The 25,641-nt window shown below is 63.6% G+C and carries 20 protein-coding genes; 8 read left to right on the top strand and 12 right to left on the bottom strand.

The genetic code is table 11. The features are described 5' to 3' along the window. Window positions 1–25: 25 nt before the first annotated feature. From EY713_RS20360 to EY713_RS20345, 4 genes are all read right to left on the bottom strand, one after another. Window positions 26–1,057 carry an NAD(P)-dependent alcohol dehydrogenase gene (locus EY713_RS20360; RefSeq protein WP_131118640.1) on the bottom strand — a complete coding sequence of 344 codons (1,032 nt, stop codon included), beginning with the start codon at window positions 1,055–1,057 and terminating at the stop codon, window positions 26–28. A gap of 55 nt (window positions 1,058–1,112) precedes the next feature. After that, on the bottom strand, window positions 1,113–1,427 hold the full coding sequence (locus EY713_RS20355) for a response regulator (RefSeq protein WP_245573042.1): 315 nt from the start codon (window positions 1,425–1,427) through the stop codon (window positions 1,113–1,115). Window positions 1,428–1,486: 59 nt separating this feature from the next. Continuing rightward, complete coding sequence (locus tag EY713_RS20350) at window positions 1,487–3,016, bottom strand: sensor histidine kinase (RefSeq protein ID WP_131118636.1); 1,530 nt, start codon at window positions 3,014–3,016, stop codon at window positions 1,487–1,489. A 100-nt stretch (window positions 3,017–3,116) separates the two neighbouring features. Beyond that, window positions 3,117–3,869: a FadR/GntR family transcriptional regulator gene (locus EY713_RS20345; RefSeq protein ID WP_165491206.1), complete on the bottom strand. Its 753-nt coding sequence runs from the start codon at window positions 3,867–3,869 to the stop codon at window positions 3,117–3,119. 241 nt (window positions 3,870–4,110) lie between these two features. Between EY713_RS20345 and EY713_RS20340 the strand changes: the two genes are divergently transcribed. After that, window positions 4,111–4,425, top strand: coding sequence for a hypothetical protein (locus EY713_RS20340; RefSeq protein WP_131118632.1), 315 nt, complete (start codon window positions 4,111–4,113; stop codon window positions 4,423–4,425). Between the two features lie 45 nt (window positions 4,426–4,470). Here EY713_RS20340 and EY713_RS20335 read toward each other — a convergent pair whose 3' ends face one another. From EY713_RS20335 to EY713_RS20320, 4 genes are all read right to left on the bottom strand, one after another. Then, complete coding sequence (locus EY713_RS20335) at window positions 4,471–5,352, bottom strand: transglutaminase family protein (protein ID WP_131118630.1); 882 nt, start codon at window positions 5,350–5,352, stop codon at window positions 4,471–4,473. Next, a complete protein-coding gene (locus EY713_RS20330) occupies window positions 5,349–7,859 on the bottom strand; it encodes a circularly permuted type 2 ATP-grasp protein (protein WP_131118628.1) in 2,511 nt (836 codons plus the stop codon). Before EY713_RS20330 ends, EY713_RS20335 begins: the two co-directional genes overlap by 4 nt. Window positions 7,860–7,866: 7 nt before the next feature. After that, entirely contained in the window at window positions 7,867–11,145 is a 3,279-nt protein-coding gene (locus tag EY713_RS20325) for a transglutaminase family protein (RefSeq protein ID WP_131118626.1), read from the bottom strand. 137 nt (window positions 11,146–11,282) lie between these two features. Further along, window positions 11,283–12,770, bottom strand: coding sequence for a carbohydrate porin (locus tag EY713_RS20320; RefSeq protein ID WP_131118624.1), 1,488 nt, complete (start codon window positions 12,768–12,770; stop codon window positions 11,283–11,285). A 194-nt stretch (window positions 12,771–12,964) separates the two neighbouring features. Between EY713_RS20320 and EY713_RS20315 the strand changes: the two genes are divergently transcribed. Beyond that, window positions 12,965–14,251, top strand: coding sequence for an MFS transporter (locus tag EY713_RS20315; protein WP_131118622.1), 1,287 nt, complete (start codon window positions 12,965–12,967; stop codon window positions 14,249–14,251). 251 nt (window positions 14,252–14,502) lie between these two features. Here EY713_RS20315 and EY713_RS20310 read toward each other — a convergent pair whose 3' ends face one another. Next, on the bottom strand, window positions 14,503–16,197 hold the full coding sequence (locus EY713_RS20310; protein WP_245572812.1) for an electron transfer flavoprotein-ubiquinone oxidoreductase: 1,695 nt from the start codon (window positions 16,195–16,197) through the stop codon (window positions 14,503–14,505). An 86-nt stretch (window positions 16,198–16,283) separates the two neighbouring features. Between EY713_RS20310 and EY713_RS20305 the strand changes: the two genes are divergently transcribed. From EY713_RS20305 to moaB, 5 genes are all read left to right on the top strand, one after another. Continuing rightward, window positions 16,284–17,192 carry a uracil-DNA glycosylase gene (locus tag EY713_RS20305; RefSeq protein WP_131118620.1) on the top strand — a complete coding sequence of 303 codons (909 nt, stop codon included), beginning with the start codon at window positions 16,284–16,286 and terminating at the stop codon, window positions 17,190–17,192. A 130-nt stretch (window positions 17,193–17,322) separates the two neighbouring features. Further along, window positions 17,323–19,110 (top strand): cation:proton antiporter domain-containing protein, encoded by a 1,788-nt coding sequence (locus EY713_RS20300; RefSeq protein WP_245572811.1) that lies wholly within the window; start codon window positions 17,323–17,325, stop codon window positions 19,108–19,110. Between the two features lie 102 nt (window positions 19,111–19,212). Next, the gene (locus EY713_RS20295; RefSeq protein ID WP_131118616.1) at window positions 19,213–20,208 is read left to right on the top strand and encodes a magnesium transporter CorA family protein; all 996 of its coding nucleotides are present in this window, start codon (window positions 19,213–19,215) and stop codon (window positions 20,206–20,208) included. Between the two features lie 110 nt (window positions 20,209–20,318). Further along, window positions 20,319–21,272: a KPN_02809 family neutral zinc metallopeptidase gene (gene ypfJ, locus EY713_RS20290; RefSeq protein ID WP_131118614.1), complete on the top strand. Its 954-nt coding sequence runs from the start codon at window positions 20,319–20,321 to the stop codon at window positions 21,270–21,272. Window positions 21,273–21,295: 23 nt separating this feature from the next. Then, entirely contained in the window at window positions 21,296–21,856 is a 561-nt protein-coding gene (moaB, locus tag EY713_RS20285; protein ID WP_131118612.1) for a molybdenum cofactor biosynthesis protein B, read from the top strand. Between the two features lie 9 nt (window positions 21,857–21,865). Here moaB and EY713_RS20280 read toward each other — a convergent pair whose 3' ends face one another. Beyond that, a complete protein-coding gene (locus tag EY713_RS20280) occupies window positions 21,866–22,402 on the bottom strand; it encodes a hypothetical protein (RefSeq protein WP_131118610.1) in 537 nt (178 codons plus the stop codon). Between the two features lie 258 nt (window positions 22,403–22,660). On the opposite strand from EY713_RS20280, the gene EY713_RS20275 reads away from it, so the two are divergent. Continuing rightward, the gene (locus EY713_RS20275) at window positions 22,661–23,743 is read left to right on the top strand and encodes a PA0069 family radical SAM protein (RefSeq protein ID WP_131118608.1); all 1,083 of its coding nucleotides are present in this window, start codon (window positions 22,661–22,663) and stop codon (window positions 23,741–23,743) included. A gap of 112 nt (window positions 23,744–23,855) precedes the next feature. Here EY713_RS20275 and EY713_RS20270 read toward each other — a convergent pair whose 3' ends face one another. Together EY713_RS20270 and EY713_RS20265 are read right to left on the bottom strand one after the other, a co-directional pair. Then, on the bottom strand, window positions 23,856–24,839 hold the full coding sequence (locus tag EY713_RS20270; RefSeq protein ID WP_210215288.1) for an extensin-like domain-containing protein: 984 nt from the start codon (window positions 24,837–24,839) through the stop codon (window positions 23,856–23,858). Between the two features lie 141 nt (window positions 24,840–24,980). Continuing rightward, window positions 24,981–25,484: a DUF2852 domain-containing protein gene (locus EY713_RS20265; RefSeq protein ID WP_131118604.1), complete on the bottom strand. Its 504-nt coding sequence runs from the start codon at window positions 25,482–25,484 to the stop codon at window positions 24,981–24,983. Window positions 25,485–25,641 lie beyond the last annotated feature (157 nt).

Here is a 25,641-nt window from a genome sequence, read left to right as displayed (position 1 = left end):
CTGGCTGTCCGACCCGGCTTTGCGATTACAATTTGATCTGCAGCTTGACGTCGTCCGGTCGGCCCTCAGCGGCACGGTCGAAGGCCGCGACACTATCCTCGAAGTTGTAGGTGTGGGTAATCAGAGGCTTGAGGTCGACTTTGCCCGAGGCGATCATCGCGAGGGCGCGATCGAAGACATTGGCGTAGCGAAACACGGTCTCGATCCGCAATTCTTTCGCGGCCGCCGTCGTCACGTCGATGGCAACCGGCGCGACCGGCATGCCGACGAGAACGAGACAGCCGCCCGGCCGTGCCAGCCCGAAGATTCCCTCGTAGGCGCGGACGCTGCCGCTCGCCTCGAAGACGACGTCGGCACCCCAGCCTGCGGTCGCCTCGTTGACGACATCGGCCAGCGCACGTTCCTTGATGTTGACGGGTGTCACCCCCGCATAGCGTCCCGCGATGGCGAGTTTTGCGGGCTGTAGATCAGCGATAATGACGCGGCTGCATCCTCCCGCCAGAGCCGCAAGCGCCACCATGATGCCAATCGGCCCTGCGCCGATCACGACAGCCAAGTCGCCGGGGAGGATCTTGGCTTTCACGGCCGCCTGCAGACCCACCGCGAACGGCTCGACCATCGCACCTTCACCGAAGCTCACATTATCGGGAAGTTTGAACGTGAAGGCGGCGGGGTGAACCACGAACGGGGTCAGGCAACCATGGACAGGCGGGGTCGCCCAAAACACGACGCTCGGGTCGACGTTATAGAGCCCGAGCTTCGACGCGCGTGAATTGAGATCGGGGATGCCCGGCTCCATGCAGACGCGGTCACCGACCTTCAAGCTCGTCACCTCAGTGCCAACCTCGACGATGGTTCCGGCAGCTTCGTGACCCAGCACCATCGGTTCGTTGACGACGAACGGGCCGATGCGTCCATGCGTGTAATAGTGAACGTCGCTGCCGCAGACCCCGACCGTATCGACTTTGATTTTGACGTCTTTGGCGCCGACCACGCTGGGAAGGTCGATCTCGCGCAACGAGAGTTCGTGAATTCGCTCGAGTACCAGAGCCTTCATGTCGTTCCTCCCGAGCGTTCTTCAAGAATCGTTGTGCTGGTCGACGTGTCTAAGCTTAGCCGACCGCTCTTTCTACCGCCTTCTCGAGTTCGGCCGTGAGAAAGGGCTTTTTCAACGTGAACGTCCCTTCGTAATTGTCGTTCAGGCCCTTCGAGCCGTAGCCTGTCGCGAAGAAGAACGGAATGCCCCGCTCACGCAAGATATCGGCGATCGGGAATGACTGCTTTCCGTCGAGGTTGATATCCAGAATAGCGACATCCGCCGTGATGGTTTGGGCGAGCTCCAAAGCGGGCTCCAACCGCATCACCATGCCGGCGACCTCAAAGCCCAAATCCTCCAGCATTCCTTCGATCATCAAAGCGATCGTCATCTCGTCCTCCACCAGGAAGACACGATAGCGGGTCGGATGCGTCACAATGGATGGTCCATTTAAGCGGAAGGGAAAGGCGCCGATATGGTGCAGACGATGCCGCCCTGGCTGAATTCAATTCTCACATCTCCTTGAAGTTCCGCAGCTAACCCGCGTTCGATCAATTTAGAACCAAATCCACGTCGCTGTGGCGGAGCGACAGGCGGTCCACCGCGCTCCTCCCATCGAAACAACAAGCGTTTGTCCCCGCCGGTCGCCGGTGCGCTCCACCGGATCGTCACCCGCCCGGTGTCGTTCGACAGCGACCCGTATTTCACCGCATTGGTGGCCAGTTCGTGAAGCGCGAGCGACATGGCCAGCACGGTTTTGGGCGATAAGGCGATATCCGGACCAGATACGTCGAAGCGGTTCTGATCATCCCCCGCATGGCTCTTGACCGTCAGGGCCACGACAGACATCAGCGTCGCGCTTTCCCACTTGCCCGCCGTCAGGACATCATGGGCTTTCGCCAGGGCCACCAAGCGCTCGGTAAAGGCCGTTCGTGCCGCGTCTATATCGGTCGTGCCGCGGAACGTCTGGGCAGCGACGCCCTGCACCATGGCGAGCGAATTTTTCACCCGATGGTTCAATTCGTTGACCATCAGGCGCATGTGCATCTCGGCCCGTTTTTCATCGCTGATGTCGCGAACGGCGCCAAGAAACCGATGCACGGTTTGATCGACGAAGGTCACCCGTCCCTTCGCGGCCATCCAGCGTTCGACGCCATCCTCGATACCGATCGCCCGGAATTGAACGTCATAATCGCCTGGGCCGGACGGATCGAAGGCTTCGGCCAGCGCGGCATCGACCGACGCTTTGTCGGCGGGATGGATCGCGTTCAGGTTCATCTCGATCGTGATGGCGCGTCCGGCCGACAATCCGAACAGCGCCCGCACCCTGTCGTCCCACTCGAGCCGACCCGACGCCGGTGAAAAATCCCAAATGCCGATACCGGCTGCATCCAAAGCCAGAGCAAGTCGCTCGCGGCTTTCACGAAGATCCGCATCGCTTTGCGTCCGCGCCGTAATATCCGTGAACGTGCAGATCGCGCCTTGCAGAACCCCATCGAGTTTGATCGGTTCGGCTCGATACTCGACCGGGAAGCTCGTTCCGTCCCGGCGAAAAAACACCTCGCCGGTCACTTGGGCGGCAATGCCCTCCCGGGCGGCCCGGGAGATCGGGCAGGTTGCTGCGGGATATGGCGATCCATCGGCGTGCGAATGGTGCGCCAAATCGTGCAGGCGATGGCCGATGACCTCATCCTGGCTGTCGAAACCGAGCAGATGCACCGCTGCCCGATTGCACAACGTGGTCCGGCCCTCGACATCGACGGCGTAGAAACCCTCCGAGATACTGTCGATCAACAATCGCGTGAAGGCCTGCCGCGCATGGGGATCAAGGTCGGGTGGGTCTGATTCTTTCGCCGACTCGAGACGTCGATCCAGACCGGCTTGCTGGAGCTGCGCCCTCAGCCTGGCGTTTTCGGCGGCAAGCGCCTCGACGCGGCGGGTCAAGCTCGAGAGATCGTCGATGGCCGCATCTGTCGTCATACAAAGCTCATTCACCAGCGCACGAAACAATCATAGCGCAGGGTCGGCGCGATTTCGACACCATGAGAGAGGTGAAGCCTCGCCTTAGGCAATCTCCCGGTCAGGGGCGGTCCGGGGTTCCGAAAAGTCCTGCAAGCGCATCGCCCTCGGCTGGGCTGAGCAGCGCCAGGGAGGCGGCCCGCGACGCGTTGGGATCACGATCTCGAATGGCGTAAAACACCAGCGCGTGTTCATGGAGAAAGCGCTTCGAATCGTCGGCGAGGCGGCGCTGGATGCTGAACGTCACCTTCATCGATGTTTCGATCGCCGGCGCGAAGGTGGCCAGGAAATCATTGCCCGAATGGGTCAGAATGGCGCTGTGAAAGTCGAGATCCGCGCGGATCGAGTCGACGGATGTAAAATTCGCCTCTCCCATGCCCGATAAGGCCCTGCCGATTGCCTCGATGCCCTCCGGCGTGGCTCGTGTCGCCGCAAGCGCCGCCGCCTCGGGTTCGATCATGCGTCGCAATTCGAACAGATTGCGGATGAAGCTCTCGGTCGGGGCCTCGCCCCGTTCCCAATTCAACACGTCGTCGTCGAGGCGGTTCCACTGCGCTCTCGGGCGCACAACGGTGCCGCGGCGCGGCGCCATCTCCAACAATCCCTTGCCGGCCAGCAATTTAATGGCTTCCCGCAAAGCCGGTCGAGATACTTTGAACTCGCGCGCGAGAAGATCGGCATTTGGCAGGACGGCACCCGGCTTCAGCGAGCCACCCACGATGCGTCGCCCGATCGCTTCGGCCGTTAACGTGTGACGCGGAAGCCGGACCACAAGACCGGACCGTTTGGTGTCTGCAGTTCGTCTTGGATCCACGTTACCCCCGGCGACCACGCCGCCACGATCCTCGTCGTGGCTATCCGCGATCCTCCCACCCCACTAGGCGATTGAAGCTTCCGCTTTGTCAAATGAGAGCGTCAATCCCTCGTTGACCGTGCTGGTGGGTTGTTTGATCGATCAGGAACTCAATCGACCGCCTCCACGTTTTCCTGTCACGACGAGGCGCTCAACAGTGAAGCGCAGAGGCATGGAGATCACGATGTCCACATCGCGTTCAATGAAAATTGTAGCCGCGCTTTTGGCCGGCACCACACTGCTCATAACCGTGGGTGAAGCGTCGGCCTACCAGCGCGATCGGTATAGCCACCAGCGCGTGGGCGTGCCTCACCGCGGTTATGGCTACCATCGCGGCAATGTTGGGGGAGCAGCCGTCGCCGGCGCTGCTCTCGGCATCATCGGGGCCGCGACGGCGGGAATTGCTGCCGACCGTTATTATAACGGCTACCCGGCTTACTCGTACGGCGGAAATTATGATGGTCGCGGCTACGGCTACGATTACCACCCCGGCCACGGATACTACGGCCCCTATTGAGGCCCGATGCAATTCGATAAAAACGCGCCCTCGTGGCGCGTTTTTTTATGGCAGCAGGGGGATGACATCCACGCCGACGGCGACATCCTGTTCACGCGTGCCTTGGAGAATGCCTCCGACCGGCGCGACATCGGCGTAATCACGGCCGATCCCCAGCACAACATGGTCGTCGCCCGCCATAATGTCGTTGGTGGGGTCGAACCCGAGCCAGCCCCGATCCGGGCCGCACCAGAGCGCGACCCAGGCATGGCTGGCGTCGCCACCCTCAAGACGCGGCTTTCCGGCGGGCGGTATGGTGCGGATGTATCCGCTGACATAGGCGGCCGATAGGCCGAGCCCGCGCAACCCCGCGATCATGATATGGGCAAAATCCTGGCAGACCCCATGCCGGTTCTGGAAGGCCTCCACCAGTGGCGTCGAGACTTTGGTGGCGTCGGGGTCATATTTGAACTCGCGCCGAATGCGCCCCATCACCTCGCTCGCGGCTTGCGTGATGCATCGTCCCCGCACGAAGGATTGTCCGACATAATCCGTGACGGACGGCGCGAAACCGGCGAGCGGGCTCGGATAGAGAAAATGCGCCGGGGAGGTCGGCTGCATCGAGGCGCGGGCGAAGCCGAGTTCGCGGATATCCTCCCAGCTTCGGTCGGCCCAGAGGTCGAGTGCGGCGTTCCGGTCGACCGCGACGCGCGATCGCGCCTCGATCCGAAGGACCTCGTGCGGCACGTCGATCTGGACCAAAGCGACGCGGTTGCCGAAAAACGAGACATGTTCGGTCATCGCGGCAGGCTGGGGGTCGATCGACAATCTGCTCCATTCGACGATCTGACCGTGGCTCGTCGCCGGCTGGACCCGTAACGTGCATTGCGCGAACGTCACAGGCGAGCCGTAGGTGTAGGTCGTTACGTGGCGGACGTCATAGATCACGCCAGCCCCATATATTTGTCGAGCCCGGACGACAGGGCGCCTTGCAGGAAATAGCGCTTCGCAATCGCTTGGCTCAGGCCATAAAGCTTGCCGTCGACATCATCGATTTTCGCAAGGTCGAGATCGGCTGCATCGACGGCCGCGATCTCGGCTTCAAGAACGCGGACGAGCCGAAGCGGCTCTTCGGCGATGCCGTCGTTCCGCAAAGAGGGCAGGGCGGCGAGATGCTCGCTCATCCGCTCGACCTGAAACGCCACCGATCGGGGGTTATAGGGATCGAGCAGCACCATGTCGCGCACCGGGGCGAGTGCCACGCCGACGAGATAACGCGACCGATAGGTAATTTGCGAATCGATCAGGTCAAGCAGAGCGTCGAGATCCTCGGCGGGACCGTTGGATCCGGCAAAGGTTCGGGCGAACCGGCAGGTGTTGTTGCCGCGCTCAATCCGTCGACCGATATCCAAAAAACGCCACCCGGCGACGCGGTTGACGTTTTCTTGGGCGAGACCGGAGACCGCCGCGACGATGCTGAGCGCTTCGTCTGCTCGCGCAAAGGCTTCCGCTTCGCTCAAGCTCGATCGATCGCTGCGGCCGAGCTGCTTCACCAAGGATGCGATGAGCCGCGTCGAATCCCCCGAAAGCCGTTCCTGAATAAACGAAGCGGTCCGCTGCGCCTCTCGCGCCAGCGACGAGGCCGAGCCGAAATGCGTGGCGCTATGCAGGGCCGCATTTAACGCCACCGTCGGGGTGGCTGAATCGTCCTTGTCGACGGCTCCCCAGAGCACGAGGAGTGCCATCAGACGGCTGACTGTTTGGCCGCCCGGTCCGCTACCATCCGCGACACTGGCGCCGATCACACGGCCGCTGAGGCAACGCGCGATTCGCAGCGTCGCCTCGGTCCGTTCGAGATACCGACCGAGCCAAAAGAGATTATCGGCGGCTCGGCTTGGAAGATTGCCGAGGAGCCGCCGAATGCTGACCTTATCGCGGGTCGGCAGCAGGCTCATGGCACCGACCGGCTTTTCGGACAGAATGCAGACATCCGCTGATTGAACGCCGGTCCCCATCGAAATGGCCCGCGCGTCGGGTTGGTTCGAAATGCGGCAGAAGCCGCCCGGCATGACCTTCCAGCCCGTCGGAGTCGGGGTTGCGAAAACCCGCAGAATGAAAGGGCGCGGGACGAGCCTGCCATTCTCCCACACCGGCGTGGTCGACAAGCGCGCGACTTCCTGACCGACGAAATCGACACCGCGGGCCGCGATGGCGGCCGTGAGAGTGGCTTTATCGGCCGGGCCGAGCGTCGCCCCGACGATCGGCTCGTTGCCGAAGCCCGGTACGCCGTCACCGAAGGCGCTCATGATGGCAAGCCGGTCGAGCCGTTCGATCGCTTCATCGCGCTGACGTGGCTGGCCGCACCACCACGTCGCGATATTCGGCATCTTCAGCGCTTCGCCGGTGAGATGTTTGCACAACATCGGCAAGAAGCTCATGAGGGCTCGCGCTTCCATGAGGCCTGAGCCGAGCGCATTGCCAACCACCACCTGGCCCGCCCGTACCGCATCGACCAAACCCGGCACGCCCAGCCGAGATGCGCCGTTCAGCTCGAGCGGGTCGGCGAAATCGGCGTCGATCCGGCGCCAGATGACGTCGGCTCGCTTCAGCCCTGCGATCGTGCGGACGTGGATCTGGCTGCCGCGCATCGTGAGGTCGCCACCTTCGACCAGCAGAAAGCCAAGGTAACGCGCCAGATAGGCGTGTTCGAAATAGGTCTCGTTCAGCGGCCCCGGCGTCAGCAGGCAGATGCGCGGATCGGCCCGCTTGGCTTGTCCCGCCAAGCCGGATCGGAATGTCTGGAAGAAGGAGGCGAGCCGCTCCGCATTGAGTTCGCCATAAATGTCCGGAAAGGCCCGCGACATGGCAAGGCGGTTCTCAAGCGCATAGCCGGCGCCAGACGGTGCCTGGGTTCGGTCGCCCAACACCCACCAGCGTCCATCCGGCCCGCGTCCGATATCGGCCGCATAGAGGTTGAGATGTTGGCCGCCGACGGGTGTCACACCGAGCAAGGGACGGAGCAGATCTGCGCTGCCGGTCACAGCTGCGGCCGGCAGGCGCCCTGCGCTCACCAACTCGTTCTTGCCATAGACATCGGCCAGCACGGTCTCGATCAGCCCGGCCCGCTGCGTGATGCCCTCGGCGATCTGCTGCCACTCCGCCTCGTCGATCAGCAGCGGAATGTGGCTCAGCGGCCAGGGGCGCGCGTCGATATCGCCATAGCTGCGATAGGAAACGCCTGTGTCGCGCATGTGCCGATTGGCGAGATCGAAACGGTGATCTCGCTCGCCCGCATCGAGTCCGCTGAAATGCCGAAGAAACGGCAGCCAATGGGGACGCGGCTCGCCGGCCGCGTCGATGAACTCGTCCGGAATTCCGGGTAGAGGCTCATAAGCCTCGATCAGATCGTCGAGCCTCCGTACGCTTTTTGATCCTGTGCGGGCGGAGGCAATCATGCCCGCTTTATAGGCTGGCGGGGCGCCGCATGTCGAGTGTCAGCGGAAACTCTGCTGTTCGTTCCTCGGGCGGAATGTCGATCGGTCCGCCCGTATGGCCGAAGTCTTGGAAGCGGGCCAGACGGCGGGCTTCCGCCTCGAAGGCATTGACCGGGAACGTTGCGTAATTGCGACCACCCGGATGCGTCGCATGGTAGATGCATCCACCCATCGACCGGCTCGTCCACGTATCGATGATGTCGAACGTGAGCGGCGCATGAACCGGCACCACCGGCTGCATGCTGCGCCAGGGCTGCCAAGCCTTGAACCTGACGCCGGCGATCGCCTCACCGGCCGTTCCGGTCGGCGTCAGCGGCACGCGGCGCCCATTGCAGGCGACAACGTGGCGTCCTGGCGTCATTCCGGTGAGCCGGACTTGAAGCCGCTCGACCGATGTATCGACGTGGCGCGCCATCCCGCCCGCCATGCCTTCTTCGCCCAAGACGTGCCAGGGCTCGAGCGCCTGTCTGAGCTCGAGCGTCACGCCGTCGCGCTGGATCGTGCCGTAATGAGGGAAGCGGAACTCGTGTTGCGCCTCGAACCAGACCGGATCGAAGGCGTATCCCGCCGTCTTGAGTTCGCCCAACACGTCGATGAGGTCCGCCCAAATGAAATGTGGCAGCATGAACCGATCGTGCAGGTTGGTGCCCCACCGCACCAGGGCGCCACTTTTCGGGTCGCGCCACAGCCACGCGATCACGGCGCGGAGCAGCAGTTGTTGCGCGAGGCTCATCCGCGCATCCGGCGGCATCTCGAAGGCGCGGAACTCCAACAGGCCGAGGCGGCCCGTGGTGCTGTCCGGCGAATAGAGCTTGTCGATGCAGATCTCGGCCCGATGAGTATTGCCGGTCACGTCCACCAGCAGGTTGCGGAACAGCCGATCGACCGTCCACAGCGGGATCGGGGGCTCGCCCGGAGCCGGAACCTGCGCGAGCGCGATCTCCATCTCATAGAGCGCATCGTGCCGAGCTTCGTCGATGCGGGGGGCTTGGCTCGTCGGGCCGATATATTGACCGGAAAATAGATAGGACAGCGCCGGGTGCCGCTGCCAGAAGATCAGCATGCTTTTGAGCAGATCCGGCCGCCGCAGAAAAGGCGAGTCCGCTGGCGTGCTGCCGCCGACCACGACATGGTTGCCGCCTCCGGTGCCGGTATGCCGCCCGTCGAGCAGGAACTTGTCGGCGCCGAGCCGCATCGTCCGCGCATCCTCATAGAGCGAGCGTGTGGTCTCGACCGTGTCGCGCCAGGTGGCGGCCGGATGCACGTTGACCTCGATGACCCCGGGATCAGGCGTGACCTTGATAACCTCGATGCGCGGATCGAAAGGCGGCGTATAGCCCTCGAGCTGCACCGTGACGCCGGACGCCGCGACAGCATCCTCGATCGCGGCCGTCAGCGCGAGATAATCCTCGATCCGGTCGAGCGGCGGCATGAAGATACACAGCACGCCATTGCGTGGCTCGATCGCCAGCGCGGTCCGCACCGGTGCATCATCGTCCCGGCCCTGCTTCTCGGGCGTGACCGACAAGGTGTCTGGCAGGGGGGCGCGCGGTTCGAGCGGATCCTTTGGCGCCGGATGGGGGAACAGGTTCTCGGGGAGGTGCCGCAGCGTATCGAGCGGGAGGCGAAACCCCGCGGGCGAGTCGCCCGGCACCAGGAATAGATGCTCGCGTCGGGTGATCCAACGCTCGGTCATCCAGGTGCCGTCGTCGTCTCCGCGATGGGCGAGAGGCAGAACATAGCCGGCCGGTTCGCGCAAGCCGCGCGAGAAGACGCGGGCGATCCGGGCGCGGGCTTCGGCGCTGTCGAGCTTCGAGTCGAGCGCGTCGACATTCTCCGGGAGGGCGCTTTCCTTCATGATCCACACGGCCGGATCCTCGAAGGCCGGCTGCATGCAATCCTGCGGCAGGCCGAGACGCGTCGTCAGGGCGCGCAGAACCGTCTCGGCCGCGGCGATCGTGGCCGTACCGCCGGTCGTTTCGCTGGTTTTGCCCGCGACACTCTCGCGAGCCAGCAGGTCCGGATTACGCCAGATCGGCTTGCCGTCTCGCCGCCAGTAAAGTCCGAAGGCCCAGCGCGGCAAACTCTCGCCGGGGTACCACTTGCCCTGGCCATGGTGCAGCAGCCCACCCGGCCCAAACCGCGTCCGTAGCTTGCGGATCAACGTGTCGGCCAGCCCGCGTTTGGTCGGACCGATCGCATCGCCGTTCCATTCGGCGGCCTCGTAATCCTCAGTCGACACGAAGGTCGGCTCACCGCCCATGGTCAGGCGAACGTCTTGGCTCGCGAGATCGGCGTCGACTTTTTCGCCCAGGGCGTCGAGGGCGTCCCAGGCCGCGTCCGAAAACGGCAACGTGATGCGTGGTGCCTCGGCGACGCGAGACACCTCCATCGTGTGTCGGAACTCGGTCTGGCAGGGGTCGAGCAGACCCTCGATCGGCGAGGCGGTCGAGAAATGCGGTGTCGCGGCGAGCGGAATATGGCCCTCGCCACAGAGCAGGCCGGAGGTGGCATCGAGTCCGATCCAGCCCGCGCCCGGCAGAAAAACCTCGGCCCAGGCGTGGAGGTCGGTGAAGTCCACCCGCGTGCCGAGCGGACCCTCGGCCGGATCGACGTCAGCCTTCAACTGGATCAGATATCCGGATACGAACCGTGCCCCGAACCCGAGATGGCGCAGCACCTGCACCAGCAGCCACGCCGAGTCGCGGCATGAGCCAGACCCTCTGGTCAGTGTCTCGTCCGGCGTCTGCACGCCATGCTCGAGGCGGATCAGGTAGCTGACCGCCTGTTGCACGCGAATATTCAGATCGACCAGGAAATTGACCGTGAGATCGGCTTCGGTCGGCAGTTTCGCCATGAACGAACGGACGGCCGGCCCGACCGGGTCGGGCTTGAGATAAGCCGAAAGATCAGCCAGCACATCGGTCGAATAGACGAAGGGGTAGCGCGTGGCGCTCGGCTCGACGAAGAAATCGAACGGGTTGATGACCGACAGTTCCGCCGTGAGATCGACCGTGACGGTCAGGCGTGTCGTGCGGTCTGGGAACACGACCCGCGCCAGCCAATTGCCGCTCGGGTCCTGCTGCCAATTGATGAAGTGATTGGCCGGCGACACCGTCAGCGCATAGTTCAGGATCTTGGTGCGGCAATGAGGGGCGGGGCGGAGCCGTATCGTTTGCGGCCCAAGATTGATCGCGCGATCATAAAGATAGTCGGACACATGATGGATGGCAGCGCGGATCGTCATGGGTAAAGACCTGCAAGTTCTGGGCCTCCCTCGATCGCAGTGACGCTTCGCGAGGTCGAGACCGCACCCCAGCTAAGAGGGCGGCAAGGCTGCGGTCAATGAGCGTGGTGCTGAAAAATTAAGCGAGAAAGCGTCGGCTAGAAGGTCACGACGCTCCGGATGCCGAGCACGGCCGCATCGCCGACGCGGCGGTTGGGGTGATCGGGGTCTGGCAAACCGCCTCCGGGATTGAACACATATTGGAAATCGGGCTGCACGATCCACCAGGGTTCGATCTGCGCCTGATAGGTCGCCTCGATAACGGTTTCGCTGCTCCGGATGGGAGACGCGGTTCCGCTGGCCAGCGCGGCCGCCTCATCGCCTGCCTGCGCCCGCGCGCCGATTCTGGCCCATTCGACACCAATCCCCATCGTGTCGTTGGCCCGCCCGAACGCGCCCTTGTAGGTGACGCCGCCCTGCACGAACAGGTCGACGACGTTGCGGTCGTCCGGTGCTCCCATGGCGCGCGCCGTCAAGCCGAGGCCGCCGTCGCTGTCCTTCGAGGGACGATACACCAATTGGTCGAGCGTTCCGTAGATGCTCCAATCGCCCCGCTTGGAGCCGGGCAATCCGGTGAGGACGCCCGGCGCCTGCGTGGTGGTTCCGTTCTGATAGAACGCATCGGCGAAACGGTTGGAATTGTACCAGGCGCCGAGCTTGTAGGTGCCGGGCAGACCCGTGGCATCCTTCTGCTTGTTGAGGCCATATTGCACTTCGCCGATTACAAAAGCGCCGCTTGAGACATCGAAGTTGGTGCCCGAGGGGTCGTTCTTTTGTGGATCGCCCGGTCGAAGCCCAGCGGGGCTGCCGCTATAAAGCCCGACCAGGGCCGTGATCTCGTCCGTCGGCTGGGCCCTGACCCTTATGCCCGGCGTGGCGAGCGGGTAAGCGGGCCCGCCCGAGGGCAAATCGGAGGCCGGCAGCGTCGGCCAGCCGAAGCCGGAATTGATAAACAGATCCTCGTATTCGGAGGTGATGAATTCGAGATCGGCGCTTTGCTGACCGATCTTGATGTCGAGCTTGCCACCCCAGAAGCTCTGCTGCAGCCAGAGTTCGTTCAGCCGCGTCGCGGGATCCGCCTCGATCGAGCTGACGATATTGAGGTTGCCGAGATTGCGGCTCGACAGGCCGCGGCCGTGGATCTGAAACGCACTGATGTTAAGGATCGCGCCGTCGAGCCCGATCGATTTCGACAGGTCGGCGCCGAGGCTCATCTCGGTCATCCCCTCGATGATGGCGCCGCGCCGGGTGCCCCCGGTCGGGTTGCCGAGCACCTCGGTCGTCTCGGTCAGGCCGAACGAGACGCCATAGCGGTCGAGCGCCGGCCGCAAGCCGCCGATATCGCCGAGCAGGTTGGCCCGTGTCGAGAGATCGCCGGCCCATGCGGGCTGGCTGGCACCCGCGTTCTTCTGCTCTGGTCCGGGCGACGGCCCGCCCGCCGTGGCGGGGACGCCCGGTTGTGCTTGATCTTCTGCGAAGGCCGGCGCCGCAGCAGCCAGGGAAAGAGCCAGACAGCCCGCGAGAACGCGCAACAGCGGAAGCCTCGCCTGTGCCGTTCTGATTGACGACCGATCGTCCGCCGTCATCACCAATCCTCGCACGCAGGCACGTCGCGAACGTCTAACAAACCAACTCTGGCTTGGGGTGACGTTCCGACCACACTCGTGACGTTTTGCCGAAAGGTCGTCGATCGGCTTGACGTCGCGCGCAACGGTCCTGTAGCGCCTCGGTGACCGGATCGACCTTAAAGGTCGACCGCAAGGCAGGGGACACAGGCGCCATGGATGCAGCGAACCGCGACGCCCCGCTTCAGGGAGCGAGCCTCGGCCGCATCGTTCTGGCGAGCCTCGTCGGCACGACCATCGAATTCTACGATTTCTATATCTACGGCACGGCCGCCGCCTTGGTGATCGGGCAGGTGTTCTTTCCGTCAGCCGCACCGGGATCTCAGGCCCTCAATGCATTCCTGACGTTTGGGATCGCGTTCCTGGCCCGACCGGTCGGTGCGATCCTGTTCGGCCATTTCGGCGACCGGATCGGCCGCAAATCCACCCTTGTGGCCTCGCTCTTGGTAATGGGCGCGTCGACCACGCTGATCGGCTTCCTGCCAGGTTATGCTCAGATCGGGCCAGCTGCCGCGTGGCTGCTCTGCCTGATGCGACTCGGCCAGGGCATCGGTCTTGGCGGCGAATGGGGCGGGGCGGCGTTGCTCGCCATCGAAAATGCGCCGGTCGGCAGGCGCGCCTGGTTCGGCATGTTCCCCCAGCTTGGCCCGCCGCTCGGCTTTTTGCTGGCCAATGGCCTTTTTCTGGGGCTGCTCGTCGGTCTCGGGGAGCAGCAGTTTTTGAGTGGGGGCTGGCGGATCCCGTTTCTGGTCAGCGCCGTCCTGGTCGCGATCGGACTTTATGTGCGGGTCTCGATGACCGAAACACCGGCCTTTAGGGCGGCCTTGAAGCAGCAGGAACCTGTCCGTGTGCCGCTTGTCGAGGTGGTGCGACACCATTGGATGCCGCTGATCCAAGGCTCGCTCGCCATGGTGGTCTGCTACGCTCTGTTCTACATCTCGACCGTGTTCGCGCTCCAATACGGCACGAGCGTCAGGCATATCCCGCGATCAGATTTTCTCGGGCTGCTCTGCATCGCAGTGCTGTTTATGGCTGCAGCGACGCCGATCTCGGCCGCCTTGGCGGACCGCTTCGGCCGCCGTCCCGTGCTGATCATCGCCGGCGGCCTTGCGGCGCTGTCCGGCTTCGCTCTTCCCGGCTTGCTAGGCCAAGGCAGTAATCGCGAGATCCTGCTGTTCCTCGGCTTGGAACTCGGCCTCATGGGGCTGACTTTTGCGCCGATGGGCGCTCTGCTGCCGGAGCTGTTCCCGGTGCGCGTCCGCTACACCGGCGCGTCGGTGGCCTATAATTTAGGCGGGATCCTCGGCGCGTCGTTGGCGCCATTTCTGGCGCAAGTGCTTTTAAATTACGGTGGGTTGCCGTGGGTCGGATATTACGTCACGACCGCCGCTTTGATCAGCCTGCTTGCGGTTGCGAGCATGCGAGAGACATCACACAACTGACGTCGAGCCTTGGCGAAACGTTCAGCTGAATGCCGCGACCGCAATACCGATCCAGGTCACGGCCGCAATGCCGACAGTGATGTAAGTGGTGGTCATGACATGCTCCTGTGGTCCGGGTCTGACGCCAGGAAACCGCTTGACAGCGTCTTTCCTGCATCCTCGCGCCGTCAACGACAGGCTTGTGTTAAAGTTCCGTCAAGTTTCGCAACCCTGCTGAATGCGCAGTTGGTCGCACGCTGTCGGAGTGCCGGTCACATCGAGCCATAGACCGGGCCGCCGCCGCCCTCGGGTGGAACCCATGTGATGTTCTGCGCCGGATCTTTGATGTCGCAGGTTTTGCAATGGACGCAATTCTGCGCGTTGATGACGAAGCGCGGATCGGTGTGGGCCTTCTCGTCCGCATAGACGACCTCATAAACCCCGGCCGGGCAATAAAGCCGTGCCGGCTCGCCATATTTCGGCAGGTTGTCGAGGATCGGGACGCTCGGGTCGGTCAGCACCAGATGGGCCGGCTGGCCCTCCTCATGGTTGGTCGACGACAGGAAGACGCTCGACAGCTTATCGAACGAGACGACGCCATCCGGCTTCGGATAGACGATCGGCGTCACCTCCGCGAGCGGCTTCAGGGTCGCGTAATCGGGCTTGCCATGGCTCAACGTGCCGAAGAGCGAGCCGCCGAAGATGGAGTTCATCCACATGTCAAGGCCGCCGAGCGCCACGCCCACCATCGTGCCGAACCGCGACCACAGCGGCTTGACGTTGCGGACGCGCTTCAGGTCATGCCCGATCGCGCTCCCGCGCCACGCATTCTCGTAGCCGTCCAGCGAGTCGTTGCTGCGGCCTTCAGCCAGAGCGGCTGCGACGTGTTCGGCTGCCAGCATCCCCGACAGTACGGCATTATGCGAGCCCTTGATGCGGGGCACATTGACGAAGCCGGCCGCGCAGCCGATCAGCACTCCGCCCGGAAAAGCAAGCTTGGGCACCGATTGCCAGCCGCCCTCGGTGATGGCGCGCGCGCCGTAGGATAGGCGTTTTCCGCCCGCGAAGGTGGGCGCGATGATCGGATGGGTCTTGAAGCGCTGGAACTCGTCGAAGGGCGACAGCGTCGGGTTCTTGTAATTGAGGTGGACCACGAAGCCGACCGCGACGAGATTATCCTCCATGTGATAGAGGAACGAGCCGCCGCCGGTGTCATTGGCAAGCGGCCAGCCGAAGCTATGTTGCACGAGCCCCGGCTTGTGCTGGGCCGGATCGACCTGCCAGAGCTCCTTGAGGCCGAGGCCGTATTTTTGGGGGTCGCGCCCCTCGTCGAGCTTGAAGCGACGGATCAGCCCCTTGGCGAGAGAGCCGCGTGCGCCTTCGGCCACCATCAGGTATTTGGCCCGCAACTCCATACCGCGCGTATAGCTCGCGGTGATCTCGCCCTCGCGCCCGATCCCCATATCGCCGGTGGCGACACCGACGACCTCGCCCGCCTCGCCATACAGCACCTCGACAGCCGCAAAGCCGGGATAGATGTCGATGCCGAGCGCTTCTGCCTTGCGGCCGAGGTAGCGGGCGACGTTGCCGAGCGAGCCGATATAATTGCCGTGATTGCTCATCAGCGGCGGCATCAGCGCATTGGGAAGTCGCATCCCGCCGGCCGGGCCGAGATAGTAGAACTGATCCGCCGTTACGGCGGTCGTCAATGGCCGATCGTCATCTTGCCTCCATTCGGGAAGCAATGTGTCGAGGCCGCAGGGATCGATGACGGCGCCCGACAGAACATGCGCCCCGACCTCCGACCCTTTCTCGACCACGACGATGGCGAGATCGGGCGACAGTTGCTTGAGACGGATCGCGGCCGACAGACCCGCAACGCCGGCGCCCACCACAACGACGTCGAAATCCATGGCCTCGCGTTCGGGCAGTTCGGTCTCGGTCTGCACGCCATCGGCCAAGGCCATTCTAGAGTTCCTCTCATCTCGCGCCATCCATCTAGATAGCGAGTCCTTGGGTTCGCGCAAACCGCGAGCCGATGCTAAAAGCGCGCATGACCACGCCGGATTTCGATGCAACCGCCGAGCAACTGGCCGACCTCCTGCGCTGGTACGGCGAGATGGGCGTCGATGCGGTCGTCGACGACGTGCCGCATGATCGCTTCTCCGCTTCGGTTGCGGTGCAGGTGCCGGTCTCTGAGGCTGCTCCGGCCCAGCTGGAGCAGGAGCCAGCGCTCCCGTTGGGCGACGACGGCTTCACGCCAACTCTCCCCCAACGCATTCGCCCACCGCTCACCAAAGCGCCTGCGATCGTTGCGGCACGCCCCATCGATGCGGCGTCGCTGTCGGCTGACGCGGCGATCCAGTCCGCCCGAGAGGCCGCGCGGGACGCCACGAGCCTCGACGCTTTACGCGACATCATGGATCGGTTCGACGGCTGCGGGTTGAAGCGAACCGCGAGCCGCCTCGTTTTCGCGGACGGCAATCCCGCGGCGCGCGTCATGATGATCGGCGAGGCGCCCGGCGCCGACGAGGACCGGAGCGGCGTGCCGTTCGTCGGCAAGGCCGGGCAATTGCTCGACCGGATGCTCGCCACCATCGGGCTTGACCGAACCGCCGTCTATATCGCCAACGTGGTGCCCTGGCGTCCGCCCGCCAACCGTGCGCCGACCGATCTCGAAGTGGCAACCTGCCTGCCATTCATCACCCGGCAGATCGAACTCGCGGAGCCCGAATTTCTGGTGCTGCTCGGCGGCTCCGCCATGCAGGCCCTGCTGGCCGGAAAGGAATCGATCACCCGCGCGCGCGGCAAATGGGTCGATTACCCATCCGGCAGCCGGATGATTCCAGCCATGCCGATGCTGCATCCGGCCTACCTGCTCCGTACGCCTTTCAATAAAAAATTTGCGTGGCGGGATTTGCGGGCGCTCGCCGATCGTTTGGGACTGCCGCCAACGATCTAACCGCACGATCGACGCCGCCTTTTCGGCTTTGGCGGGTGGCTTGCCGCAGCCGAATCTTCGTAGAACACCACAGAGGCGGCGATCGGGATGGATCGACGTCTCCCGACGCTCTTAGCCCGAAGGATAGGTGTTGACCGCAGAGCTTTTCCCGGCCGGGACCCGTGAGGTGCTGCTGTTTCTTGCCACGGCCGGCATTGTTGTGCCGATCTTCCACCGCCTCCGCATCAGCCCGGTGCTGGGCTTCGTGCTTGGCGGCATCGCGCTTGGCCCATTCGGCCTCGGCGCACTGGTGCCGGTCTTTCCGATCCTATCGCATGTGGCCCTGAACAATCTCGAGCGCGTGGCCGGGGTGGCCGAATTCGGCGTCGTCTTTCTGTTGTTCATGATCGGTCTCGAGCTTTCGTTCGAGCGGCTGTCGACCATGCGGCGGCTTGTGTTCGGCCTGGGGCCGCTTCAGGTCTGTGTCTGCGGAGCCGCTTTGGCGCTCGGCGCGGTCCTTGGGCTCGGCGTGTCGGCCCCCGTCGCGTTGGTGCTCGGCACCGCGCTGGCCTTGTCGTCGACCGCCATCGTGGTGCCAGTCTTGGCGGAGCGGAAGCGGCTCAATTCCGGCGCGGGGCGAACCGCCTTCGCGGTGTTGCTCTTTCAGGATCTCGCGGTCGCGCCGCTGCTGTTCGGTGTGTCGTTGCTGTCGAGCCATGAGGTCGGCGGCATTGGGCTCGGGCTCCTGCTTCGGCTGGCGCCGGCCATTGTCGGCATCGGCGTCATCGTGACGCTCGGGCGGCTGATCCTGCGACCCTTGTTTCACCATGTCGCCTCGGCGCGCTCGACTGAATTGTTCATGGCGGCCTCGCTCTTTGTCGTGATCGGGACAAGCGCCATCACGGCGGCGGCCGGCTTGTCGATGGCGATCGGGGCTTTCCTGGCGGGCTTGCTGCTGGCCGAAACGGAATACCGACGCGAAATCGAAGTCACGATCGAGCCATTCAAGGGGCTTCTGCTCGGCTTGTTCTTCGTGTCGGTCGGGGCCGATCTCGATCTAACGCGGCTTTTTGCGGATCCCTTGAGGATCGTCGAGATCGCGGCCGGGCTGCTGGTCGTCAAGACGATGCTGCTGCTCGGTGTCGGCGTGGCCATCAAGCTGCCGCGACGGGTCGCCGTCGAGGTCGCGCTGCTGCTCGGGCCGGGCGGCGAATTTGCATTCGTGATCGTCAACGCGCTGTTGGCCGCCCATGTCCTCGATCCGAAGATCGGTCAGGATCTTCTCGTGGCCGTAACATTGACCATGATCGCGATCCCGCTCATCGCCGTCGTGGCGGAGCGGCTCGGCAAACGGCTCGGCCGCAGGGCCGACATTGCTGTGCCGGTCGAGCCGCCGCCGGACGATGGACAATCGCGTGTCATCATCGTGGGGTTTGGGCGGGTTGGGCGGCTCGTCAGCGAGATGCTGACCGTCCATAACGTGCCGTTTCTGGCGATCGACGAGAGCCCGAGCCTTGTCGCGCGCGAGCGCGCCGCCGGGACACCCATCTATTTCGGCGATGCGACCCGGCCGGAGTTCCTGCGTCGCTGTGGGCTCGAAACCGCACGCGCTCTGGTGCTGACCGTGAGTTCCTCACGTGTCGTCGAGCAGGTGGCGGCGATTGGACGAGCCGAAAGCCAGGATCTCGTCGTCGTGGCGCGCGCCCGCGACGCCGATCATGCGCGCGCTCTCTACGACCTTGGCGTGACCGACGCCGTGCCCGAAACCATCGAGGCGAGCCTGCAACTCTCCGAAGCCGTGTTGGTCGATGTCGGTGTGCCGATGGGGCTGGTGATCGCCTCCGTCCACGAGAAACGCGACGAGTTTCGCCGGCTGCTGAACACCGAGCCAAGCACCGCTCGCGTGCGACAGTCGATCCGCCGACCGGTTCCGCGTTAGAGGCAACCAGGCGTTGATCCTGCGCGCGTGTGTCTTGATCCCACGACGTCATGATCTACAACGCGGGAACACGTCGGCCGGGCGCTGAGCAAAGGGTGTGCGATGCTGAAATTCTACGACAATGTCGGCGCGCGCGACGAGGTCACGTGTGACCTAACTCTCCCCGATCTGCCGTCCAACGTCGTCTGGATGGATCTCCTCGACCCCACGGCCGAGGAACTCTCGTTCGTCGAACGCTTTGCGAAAGTCATTCTTCCCGACGACGAGAGCCTCGAAGATCTACAGACCGTCAGTCGGCTTCGCTTTGAGGGCGATATCCTGCAGGTCTTCACGCCGGTGCTGTTTCGCGATCCGGCCGGTGAGGTTCGAACCACGACCGTCGGATTTTTCCTGACACCCAAGCTTCTGGTCACGGTCCGCACCGAAGAACTCTTGTCTTTCACCAATTACATCAACCGGAAGGTCAAACCCGGCGACGCGACCGTTCATGTGGCGACGGATGTCTTCGTCGGTTTGCTCGAGGCGATCGTTGATCGTATGGCCGACGCGGTCGAGGCGCTCGGAGCCGAACTCGACCGCGTGTCCCGCCAGATCTTCACCAACCCGGCCGACAGCCCCAAGCGGATCAAGCCCATCAAATACGAAGCCGAACTCGAATCGATCCTGCACACGGTGGGTCGATCGGGTGACCTCACCTCGAATATCCGGGACAGTCTGCTTGGTATCGGTCGCTTGCTGGCTTTCGTGACCGCCAACGCACAAGACAAGCTGCCGAACGGGGTCAAGAACCGTATCAAGACGTTACGGCAGGATATCGCATCGCTGAATGACTACGAGACGCGTCTGACCGACAAGGTGCAGTTCCTGCTCGATTCGACGCTGGGCTTTATCAATATCGATCAGAACCGGCTGTTTCGCCTGCTCACGATCGCGTCCGTGGTCGGCATCCCCCCGACCTTCGTGGTCGGTCTCTATGGCATGAACTTCAAGAATATGCCGGAATACGACTGGGCCTGGGGGTACCAATGGGGTCTGCTGTTGGTTTCGATCAGCATGGTCGTCCCGGCGATTTGGCTGCGCCGAAAAGGGTGGTTCTGATTCACCGCCGCATGGGTGCGCGCCTGGGCATCTTTGTCGCATAGTCAAGCTTGGCGGGGCGGCACCGCTGGTCTATCGGTCTGTTGTGACCGGCAGACGGGGAGTTTGACATGCGGTGGGAAGATTCCCGGCGATCGGACAATATCGAAGACGTGCGCGGCGGCGGCGATAGCGGCGGCGGAGGCGGTGGCTTCGGCATCCCGATGGGCGGCGGCGGGCTCGGCATCGGCGCGATCATCATCCTGGCGATCATCGGTTACGTGACCGGCATCGACCCGCGCGTGTTGATCAGCGGCGTCGAGAATGCCACGAACCAAGGTCAGAGCACGCAGAGCCAGCCTTATCAGCGTCCCGACAGCTCGCAATTCAGCCAAAGCCAGAGCCAGGCACCCGCTCAGGGGCAGGCACGCCGCAGCACGGCGCCGACCGATCAGATGGGCGACTTCGTGGCCGCGATCCTCGGCGAGACGGAGGACGTCTGGTCCGAGGTTCTGCCAGCCCAAAAGGGCGTTCAATACGTCAAGCCGAAGCTCGTTCTCTACAGTGGCGTGACACGCTCGGGTTGCGGGCAGGCGCAATCGGCGATGGGTCCGTTTTACTGCCCTGTCGACCAGAAGGTCTATTTGGACATGTCTTTCTTCAACGACATGAAGCAGAAGCTCGGCGGCGGTGGCGACTTCGCCTATGCCTATGTGATCTCGCATGAGATCGGCCACCATGTGCAGAATCTGCTTGGAATTCTCGGCAAGGTGCGCGACCGGCAGGAGCAGGCGAGCCAGCAGGAGGCCAACAGCCTTTCGGTCCGGATCGAATTGATGGCGGATTGTTTCGCCGGCGTCTGGGCCAACCATGCCGACCAGAAGTGGCATATCCTGGAGCAGGGGGATGTCGACAAGGCGATCGCTACCGCTGCGGCCATCGGGGATGATCGTTTGCAGAAGCAATCGCGCGGCTATGCCGTGCCGGATAGCTTTACGCATGGAAGCTCGGCACAGCGGCAACAGTGGCTGACCACGGGGCTAAAGACCGGCAGCGTGGATGCCTGTAATACGTTCAAGCAGTAATGGTTGCTGGGAGGATCTGAGTCATGCCCGGCATCGATGAAACAAGATCCTTCCTTCCCCTGTCGATCGCGGTCGTGACGGTGTCGGACACGCGCCGCAGCGATGACGATCGATCGGGCGATGTCTTGGTGGAGCGCTTGACCGGGGTCGGGCATCGGCTTGGCGGTCGCACGATCGTGCCGGACGATCGTGCCGCCATCGTGGGTGTCGTGCAGGCCTACGCCGACGACCCTGGGATCGACGTCGTGATCACGACCGGAGGCACGGGCTTCACGGGGCGAGATGTGACGCCTGACAGCCTGGAGCCGCTGTTCAGCAAACGGATGGACGGGTTCTCGACGGTGTTCCATCACATCTCGTATGCGAAGATCGGGACCTCCACGGTGCAATCGCGGGCGACAGCCGGGCTGATCGGCACCACCTTCGTGTTTGTCTTGCCCGGTTCACCGGGCGCCTGCAAAGATGCCTGGGACGGTATTCTGGCCCACCAACTCGACTACCGTTATCGACCCTGCAACTTCGTCGAGTTGATGCCCCGGCTCGATGAGCATCTCAAACGGCCATCGGCGCGCGCCGACGTCTGAGCCCGTCGCTTAGGTCGGATTGTCGATCCAGAACTGCGCCCGTGACGCGAGCGTCTGCGTGGCCTTCAGTCCGCCGACCAATGCCTTGAAGCTCGCGGGGTGGCCTGAGAGATCGGCGCGCGCGGCGATGACCCCGGCAATGGGTGCCAGATTCGGCAGCAGGCGCGACATCAGCCCGCCGTGATCCTCGCGTAGCAGAAATCCACCCGCGATTGTTGGGTCGGGCCCGAGCCGCATTCCGATCTCGTTGATGAGGCCACGATCGAACCCGATACCGGCCCGGAGCACGAAAAGAAGGTCGGATCGTGCGCCGGCCAGCGCCGTGGCGAACCCCGCCTCGAAGGTGGGCTCGTCGACGATCCGGCAGCCGGCGTGATCGGCTACGCGGCGAAGACCATCGTCCGCCCGATCGGTCACAATCGATACATCACGGACGATGCCCTCGACCGTGGCAGGCACGAGCGCCGCAAGGCTGCGGACGAGCGCGCCGAGGGCGGCTGACGTGCCACCGATGTTGGACGGCATAAGGACGAGTGCTGAGAGCATCGCGGCGTCCTATCACGATCGAGGCGCGGATGTCGCGCCTTCCGCGCCTGTTCGGCTCGACGATTGCGCGATTGACCTGACTCCCGATGTTCTTTATTTGTTCTGCTCAGCCTGGGTCGGTTCAAACGGCTTAGGCGGCGACCGAGCGAGGCTGACGGCGTGTTGACGATCCGCGATACGACACCGCCGTCTCCACGCCGATCGAAGCGCCTGCCTCGGCTTGGGATCAAAGACGTAGCAGTCCCCGAGCCTGCCAATATGTCGATGGTGACCGACGACAAACGGCGCAAGGGTCGCGGCGCGTTGAGCAATCGATCCGGGCGCTTCGAGGGATCACAGCGCATCGATGTCGATGATGGATGGGATGCGCTTGAGACGCTGGCGCCGTTCAAGACCACCATCACGATGGAGACGCCCAAGACCGTCATTACGCGCAACGAATCGCCCGACATTTCCTTTGATCGGTCAATCAATCCGTATCGGGGCTGCGAGCATGGCTGCGTCTATTGTTTCGCGCGCCCGACACATGCGTTTATGGGCCTGTCGCCCGGCCTTGATTTCGAGTCGCGCCTGTTCGTCAAGCAGGGTGCGGCGGAGCGGTTGGAGCGGGAACTCGGTGCGCCCGGATATAAACCGCGGACCATCGCGATCGGCACCAACACCGATCCGTATCAGCCGATCGAGCGCGACCATAAGGTTATGCGCTCAATTCTCGAGGTGTTGGCGAAATGCGATCACCCGGTCGGCATCGTCACGAAATCGGCTCTGGTGACGCGCGACATCGACATCCTGGCTCCGATGGCGGCTAAGGGTCTGGTCAAGGTCGCGCTGTCCGTGACGACCCTCGACGCAACCTTGGCCAGGACCATGGAGCCGCGCGCCACGACGCCGGGCAAACGCATCGAGGCGATCCGCTTGCTCGCCGCGGCTGGCATTCCGGTGACCGTTATGGTCGCGCCCATCATTCCGGCCGTGACCGATACCGAGATCGAGACGATCTTGGAGCTTGCCCATGCGGCCGGCGCGCGCGAGGCCGGCTATGTGATGCTGCGACTGCCGCTCGAGGTGCGCGACATCTTCAAGGAATGGCTGCTGGCCCACTTTCCGGACCGTTTCCGGCACGTCATGTCGCTCGTCCAATCGATGCGTGGCGGGCGGGATTACGATGCCAAATGGGGTCAGCGGATGACCGGCACGGGACCTTATGCGGCCATGATCGCGCGCCGCTTCGAGATTGCGAGCGATCGCCTCGGTTTCCCCAAGGTCCGCTCGAAACTACGCGCTGATCTGTTCACGCCGTCACATCCGCAGGCGCGGCAACTCGATCTGTTCGGGCCTTGAGCGGAAACTCGTCTGCCTCGCATCGAGGATCGCGATCACATTCTAACGAGCCGCACGAGCCACCATTGGCCCGACCGCTGCCACACAGGTCGGCTGTCAGAAGGCGAGCGCTTTAGCGGACGGGTTGGCTCTTGATCAGCGAGGTGATGTCTCCGTCGGGCTGAATGGCAGCAGGCGGGCGCGGCGGTTGGCCGAGGCCGTCGCCGGCCTGGTCGACATCCAACTGATCGCGGGAGACGAGACGCGGCGAGGGAGCGAAGGCCAGCGGGGCACCGCGCGATTCGGCGCGTGCGGCCGGCGCCGACGCACGATAGGCACGAGCATCGGGAGGGTCGGCCGCGAGTGCGACAGTCGACGCTCCTGAATACGTCGGCGCAGGCATCGGCGTTCGGGCGATATCCTGTTCTTCTTCGATCGGCGGGGGATCGGGGAGGTTATCGCGACGCGGCGCTTCGACCTGCTCGGCATCGGGGACCGGCTTGCAGTAGCGACGCGGACCGCGCGACGTGCTCCCGTGCATCGCGAGATCGAGATGCACGTGGTTGTAGTGGAAGATATTGGCGCCGGGACCCAGCACGGTGGTGAAATACGTGCAGGCGCCGGCGTGGCTATCGTGGAGAAACGCGCTCTCCTGCGTGTCGGCGCTTTTCCAACCACGCATCACATTGATCTCTCGCCCGCTGGCGAGAACGAAGCCGCCGACATCCATGGCATTGGCAAACGCATGTTCGGATAGTTTTGCGCCGCTCATATTGTTAATGCCGCGGCACGAATAGGTGCCCATAGTGTTGATCTGCACGACTTGTTCGCCGAACCGGGCCTGGGCGTCGGGCTCGACCACGTCTTTGATCCATGCATCGAGCGCCGGAATCATCGAGCAGTCGAGCAACGAGGCCGTGTTGAGTTTCACGGTGCCGCCAGCCAGGGCATAGACCCGGAAGGGATGGTTGAGCCCGCAAATGCTGGGACCATCGATCGCGTGACTCGGCTGAAGATAAGGCGTCGCCTCGACGAGATGTTGAGCAAGGCAAGCCTCTTCGGCCTGATTGCGCCACGCGGGCCGCTCGGGGTGATCGAACCGGGAACAGCCTGCCATCGCCATCGCGAGCAGGGCCGCCGCCGCAAAAGGCCATACGCAACGCGCCATATCGTTAGAAGTGCGCGCGATCCGTTAAGGCAAAATAAAAAGCGCGGCGGCCCTATGGAGGCCACCGCGCGACGGGGTTAACGATCCGTTTTAGATCGAGGTCGACCCCTGCTGGTTGCGGGCGTTCATGAACCGGTCGAACTCCTCCCGATCCTTAGCGCGGCGAAGATTGTTGAGGTGCTCGGCAAACTCGCGCTGTGCCGTATCGAGTTTGCGACGCTCTTCCTCGAGCCGCTGTAATTCGGCATTCCGCCAATCATCGAAAGCCGCGTTGCCGCTGCTGCTGAACGGCCGCCACTGGGCTTGAGCACCAGCGGTGCCAAAGCCCGACATGCCGAAGCCGCTCATTTTGCCGCGAAAGGCGGAGACGGCCTGATCGACCGTATAGCCGCGACGCTGCGCGATCTTGAGACCAATGAGGGCGACGCCGACCGGCCAATAAAAGAGGAAACCGAGCACGACGGCTCCGATCTCGACCGGCTTCCAGCCCATGCGGGCGCTGCCGCACCCGCCCCAACCGCGCTGTGATCCATTCTGTTGGCCGCCGAGACCCGCTGCACCTGCCGCATCGGCGGTACTCGAAAACGAACTCATTTCCACTCTCCGTATCACGGCCGTCTTGGGCCGATGTTAATGTTACGCACATTAACATCGGCGTGCTTGTTGTGGTCTTCAAGCCCCATCTGAGGTGAGGCCCAATAAAAAAGGCGGCGGCTCGCGCCACCGCCTTGTCGCTCACTCAGGTGGATGG

Source organism: Lichenihabitans psoromatis (assembly GCF_004323635.1).
Lineage (GTDB): Bacteria > Pseudomonadota > Alphaproteobacteria > Rhizobiales > Beijerinckiaceae > Lichenihabitans > Lichenihabitans psoromatis.
Note: the sequence above shows the minus strand (reverse complement) of the source record. Positions and strands in the feature narration are given on the sequence as shown.

Bases quoted from the DNA above. Each gene is read 5' to 3' on its own strand.
- EY713_RS20360 (WP_131118640.1), bottom strand. From the start codon at position 1,057: ATGAAGGCTCTGGTACTCGAGCGAATTCACGAACTCTCGTTGCGCGAG.
- EY713_RS20355 (WP_245573042.1), bottom strand. From the start codon at position 1,427: ATGACGATCGCTTTGATGATCGAAGGAATGCTGGAGGATTTGGGCTTT.
- EY713_RS20350 (WP_131118636.1), bottom strand. From the start codon at position 3,016: ATGACGACAGATGCGGCCATCGACGATCTCTCGAGCTTGACCCGCCGC.
- EY713_RS20340 (WP_131118632.1), top strand. From the start codon at position 4,111: ATGAAAATTGTAGCCGCGCTTTTGGCCGGCACCACACTGCTCATAACC.
- EY713_RS20330 (WP_131118628.1), bottom strand. From the start codon at position 7,859: ATGATTGCCTCCGCCCGCACAGGATCAAAAAGCGTACGGAGGCTCGAC.
- EY713_RS20325 (WP_131118626.1), bottom strand. From the start codon at position 11,145: ATGACGATCCGCGCTGCCATCCATCATGTGTCCGACTATCTTTATGAT.
- EY713_RS20320 (WP_131118624.1), bottom strand. From the start codon at position 12,770: ATGACGGCGGACGATCGGTCGTCAATCAGAACGGCACAGGCGAGGCTT.
- EY713_RS20315 (WP_131118622.1), top strand. From the start codon at position 12,965: ATGGATGCAGCGAACCGCGACGCCCCGCTTCAGGGAGCGAGCCTCGGC.
- EY713_RS20310 (WP_245572812.1), bottom strand. From the start codon at position 16,197: ATGGCCTTGGCCGATGGCGTGCAGACCGAGACCGAACTGCCCGAACGC.
- EY713_RS20305 (WP_131118620.1), top strand. From the start codon at position 16,284: ATGACCACGCCGGATTTCGATGCAACCGCCGAGCAACTGGCCGACCTC.
- EY713_RS20295 (WP_131118616.1), top strand. From the start codon at position 19,213: ATGCTGAAATTCTACGACAATGTCGGCGCGCGCGACGAGGTCACGTGT.
- ypfJ (WP_131118614.1), top strand. From the start codon at position 20,319: ATGCGGTGGGAAGATTCCCGGCGATCGGACAATATCGAAGACGTGCGC.
- moaB (WP_131118612.1), top strand. From the start codon at position 21,296: ATGCCCGGCATCGATGAAACAAGATCCTTCCTTCCCCTGTCGATCGCG.
- EY713_RS20280 (WP_131118610.1), bottom strand. From the start codon at position 22,402: ATGCTCTCAGCACTCGTCCTTATGCCGTCCAACATCGGTGGCACGTCA.
- EY713_RS20275 (WP_131118608.1), top strand. From the start codon at position 22,661: ATGTCGATGGTGACCGACGACAAACGGCGCAAGGGTCGCGGCGCGTTG.
- EY713_RS20270 (WP_210215288.1), bottom strand. From the start codon at position 24,839: ATGGCAGGCTGTTCCCGGTTCGATCACCCCGAGCGGCCCGCGTGGCGC.
- EY713_RS20265 (WP_131118604.1), bottom strand. From the start codon at position 25,484: ATGAGTTCGTTTTCGAGTACCGCCGATGCGGCAGGTGCAGCGGGTCTC.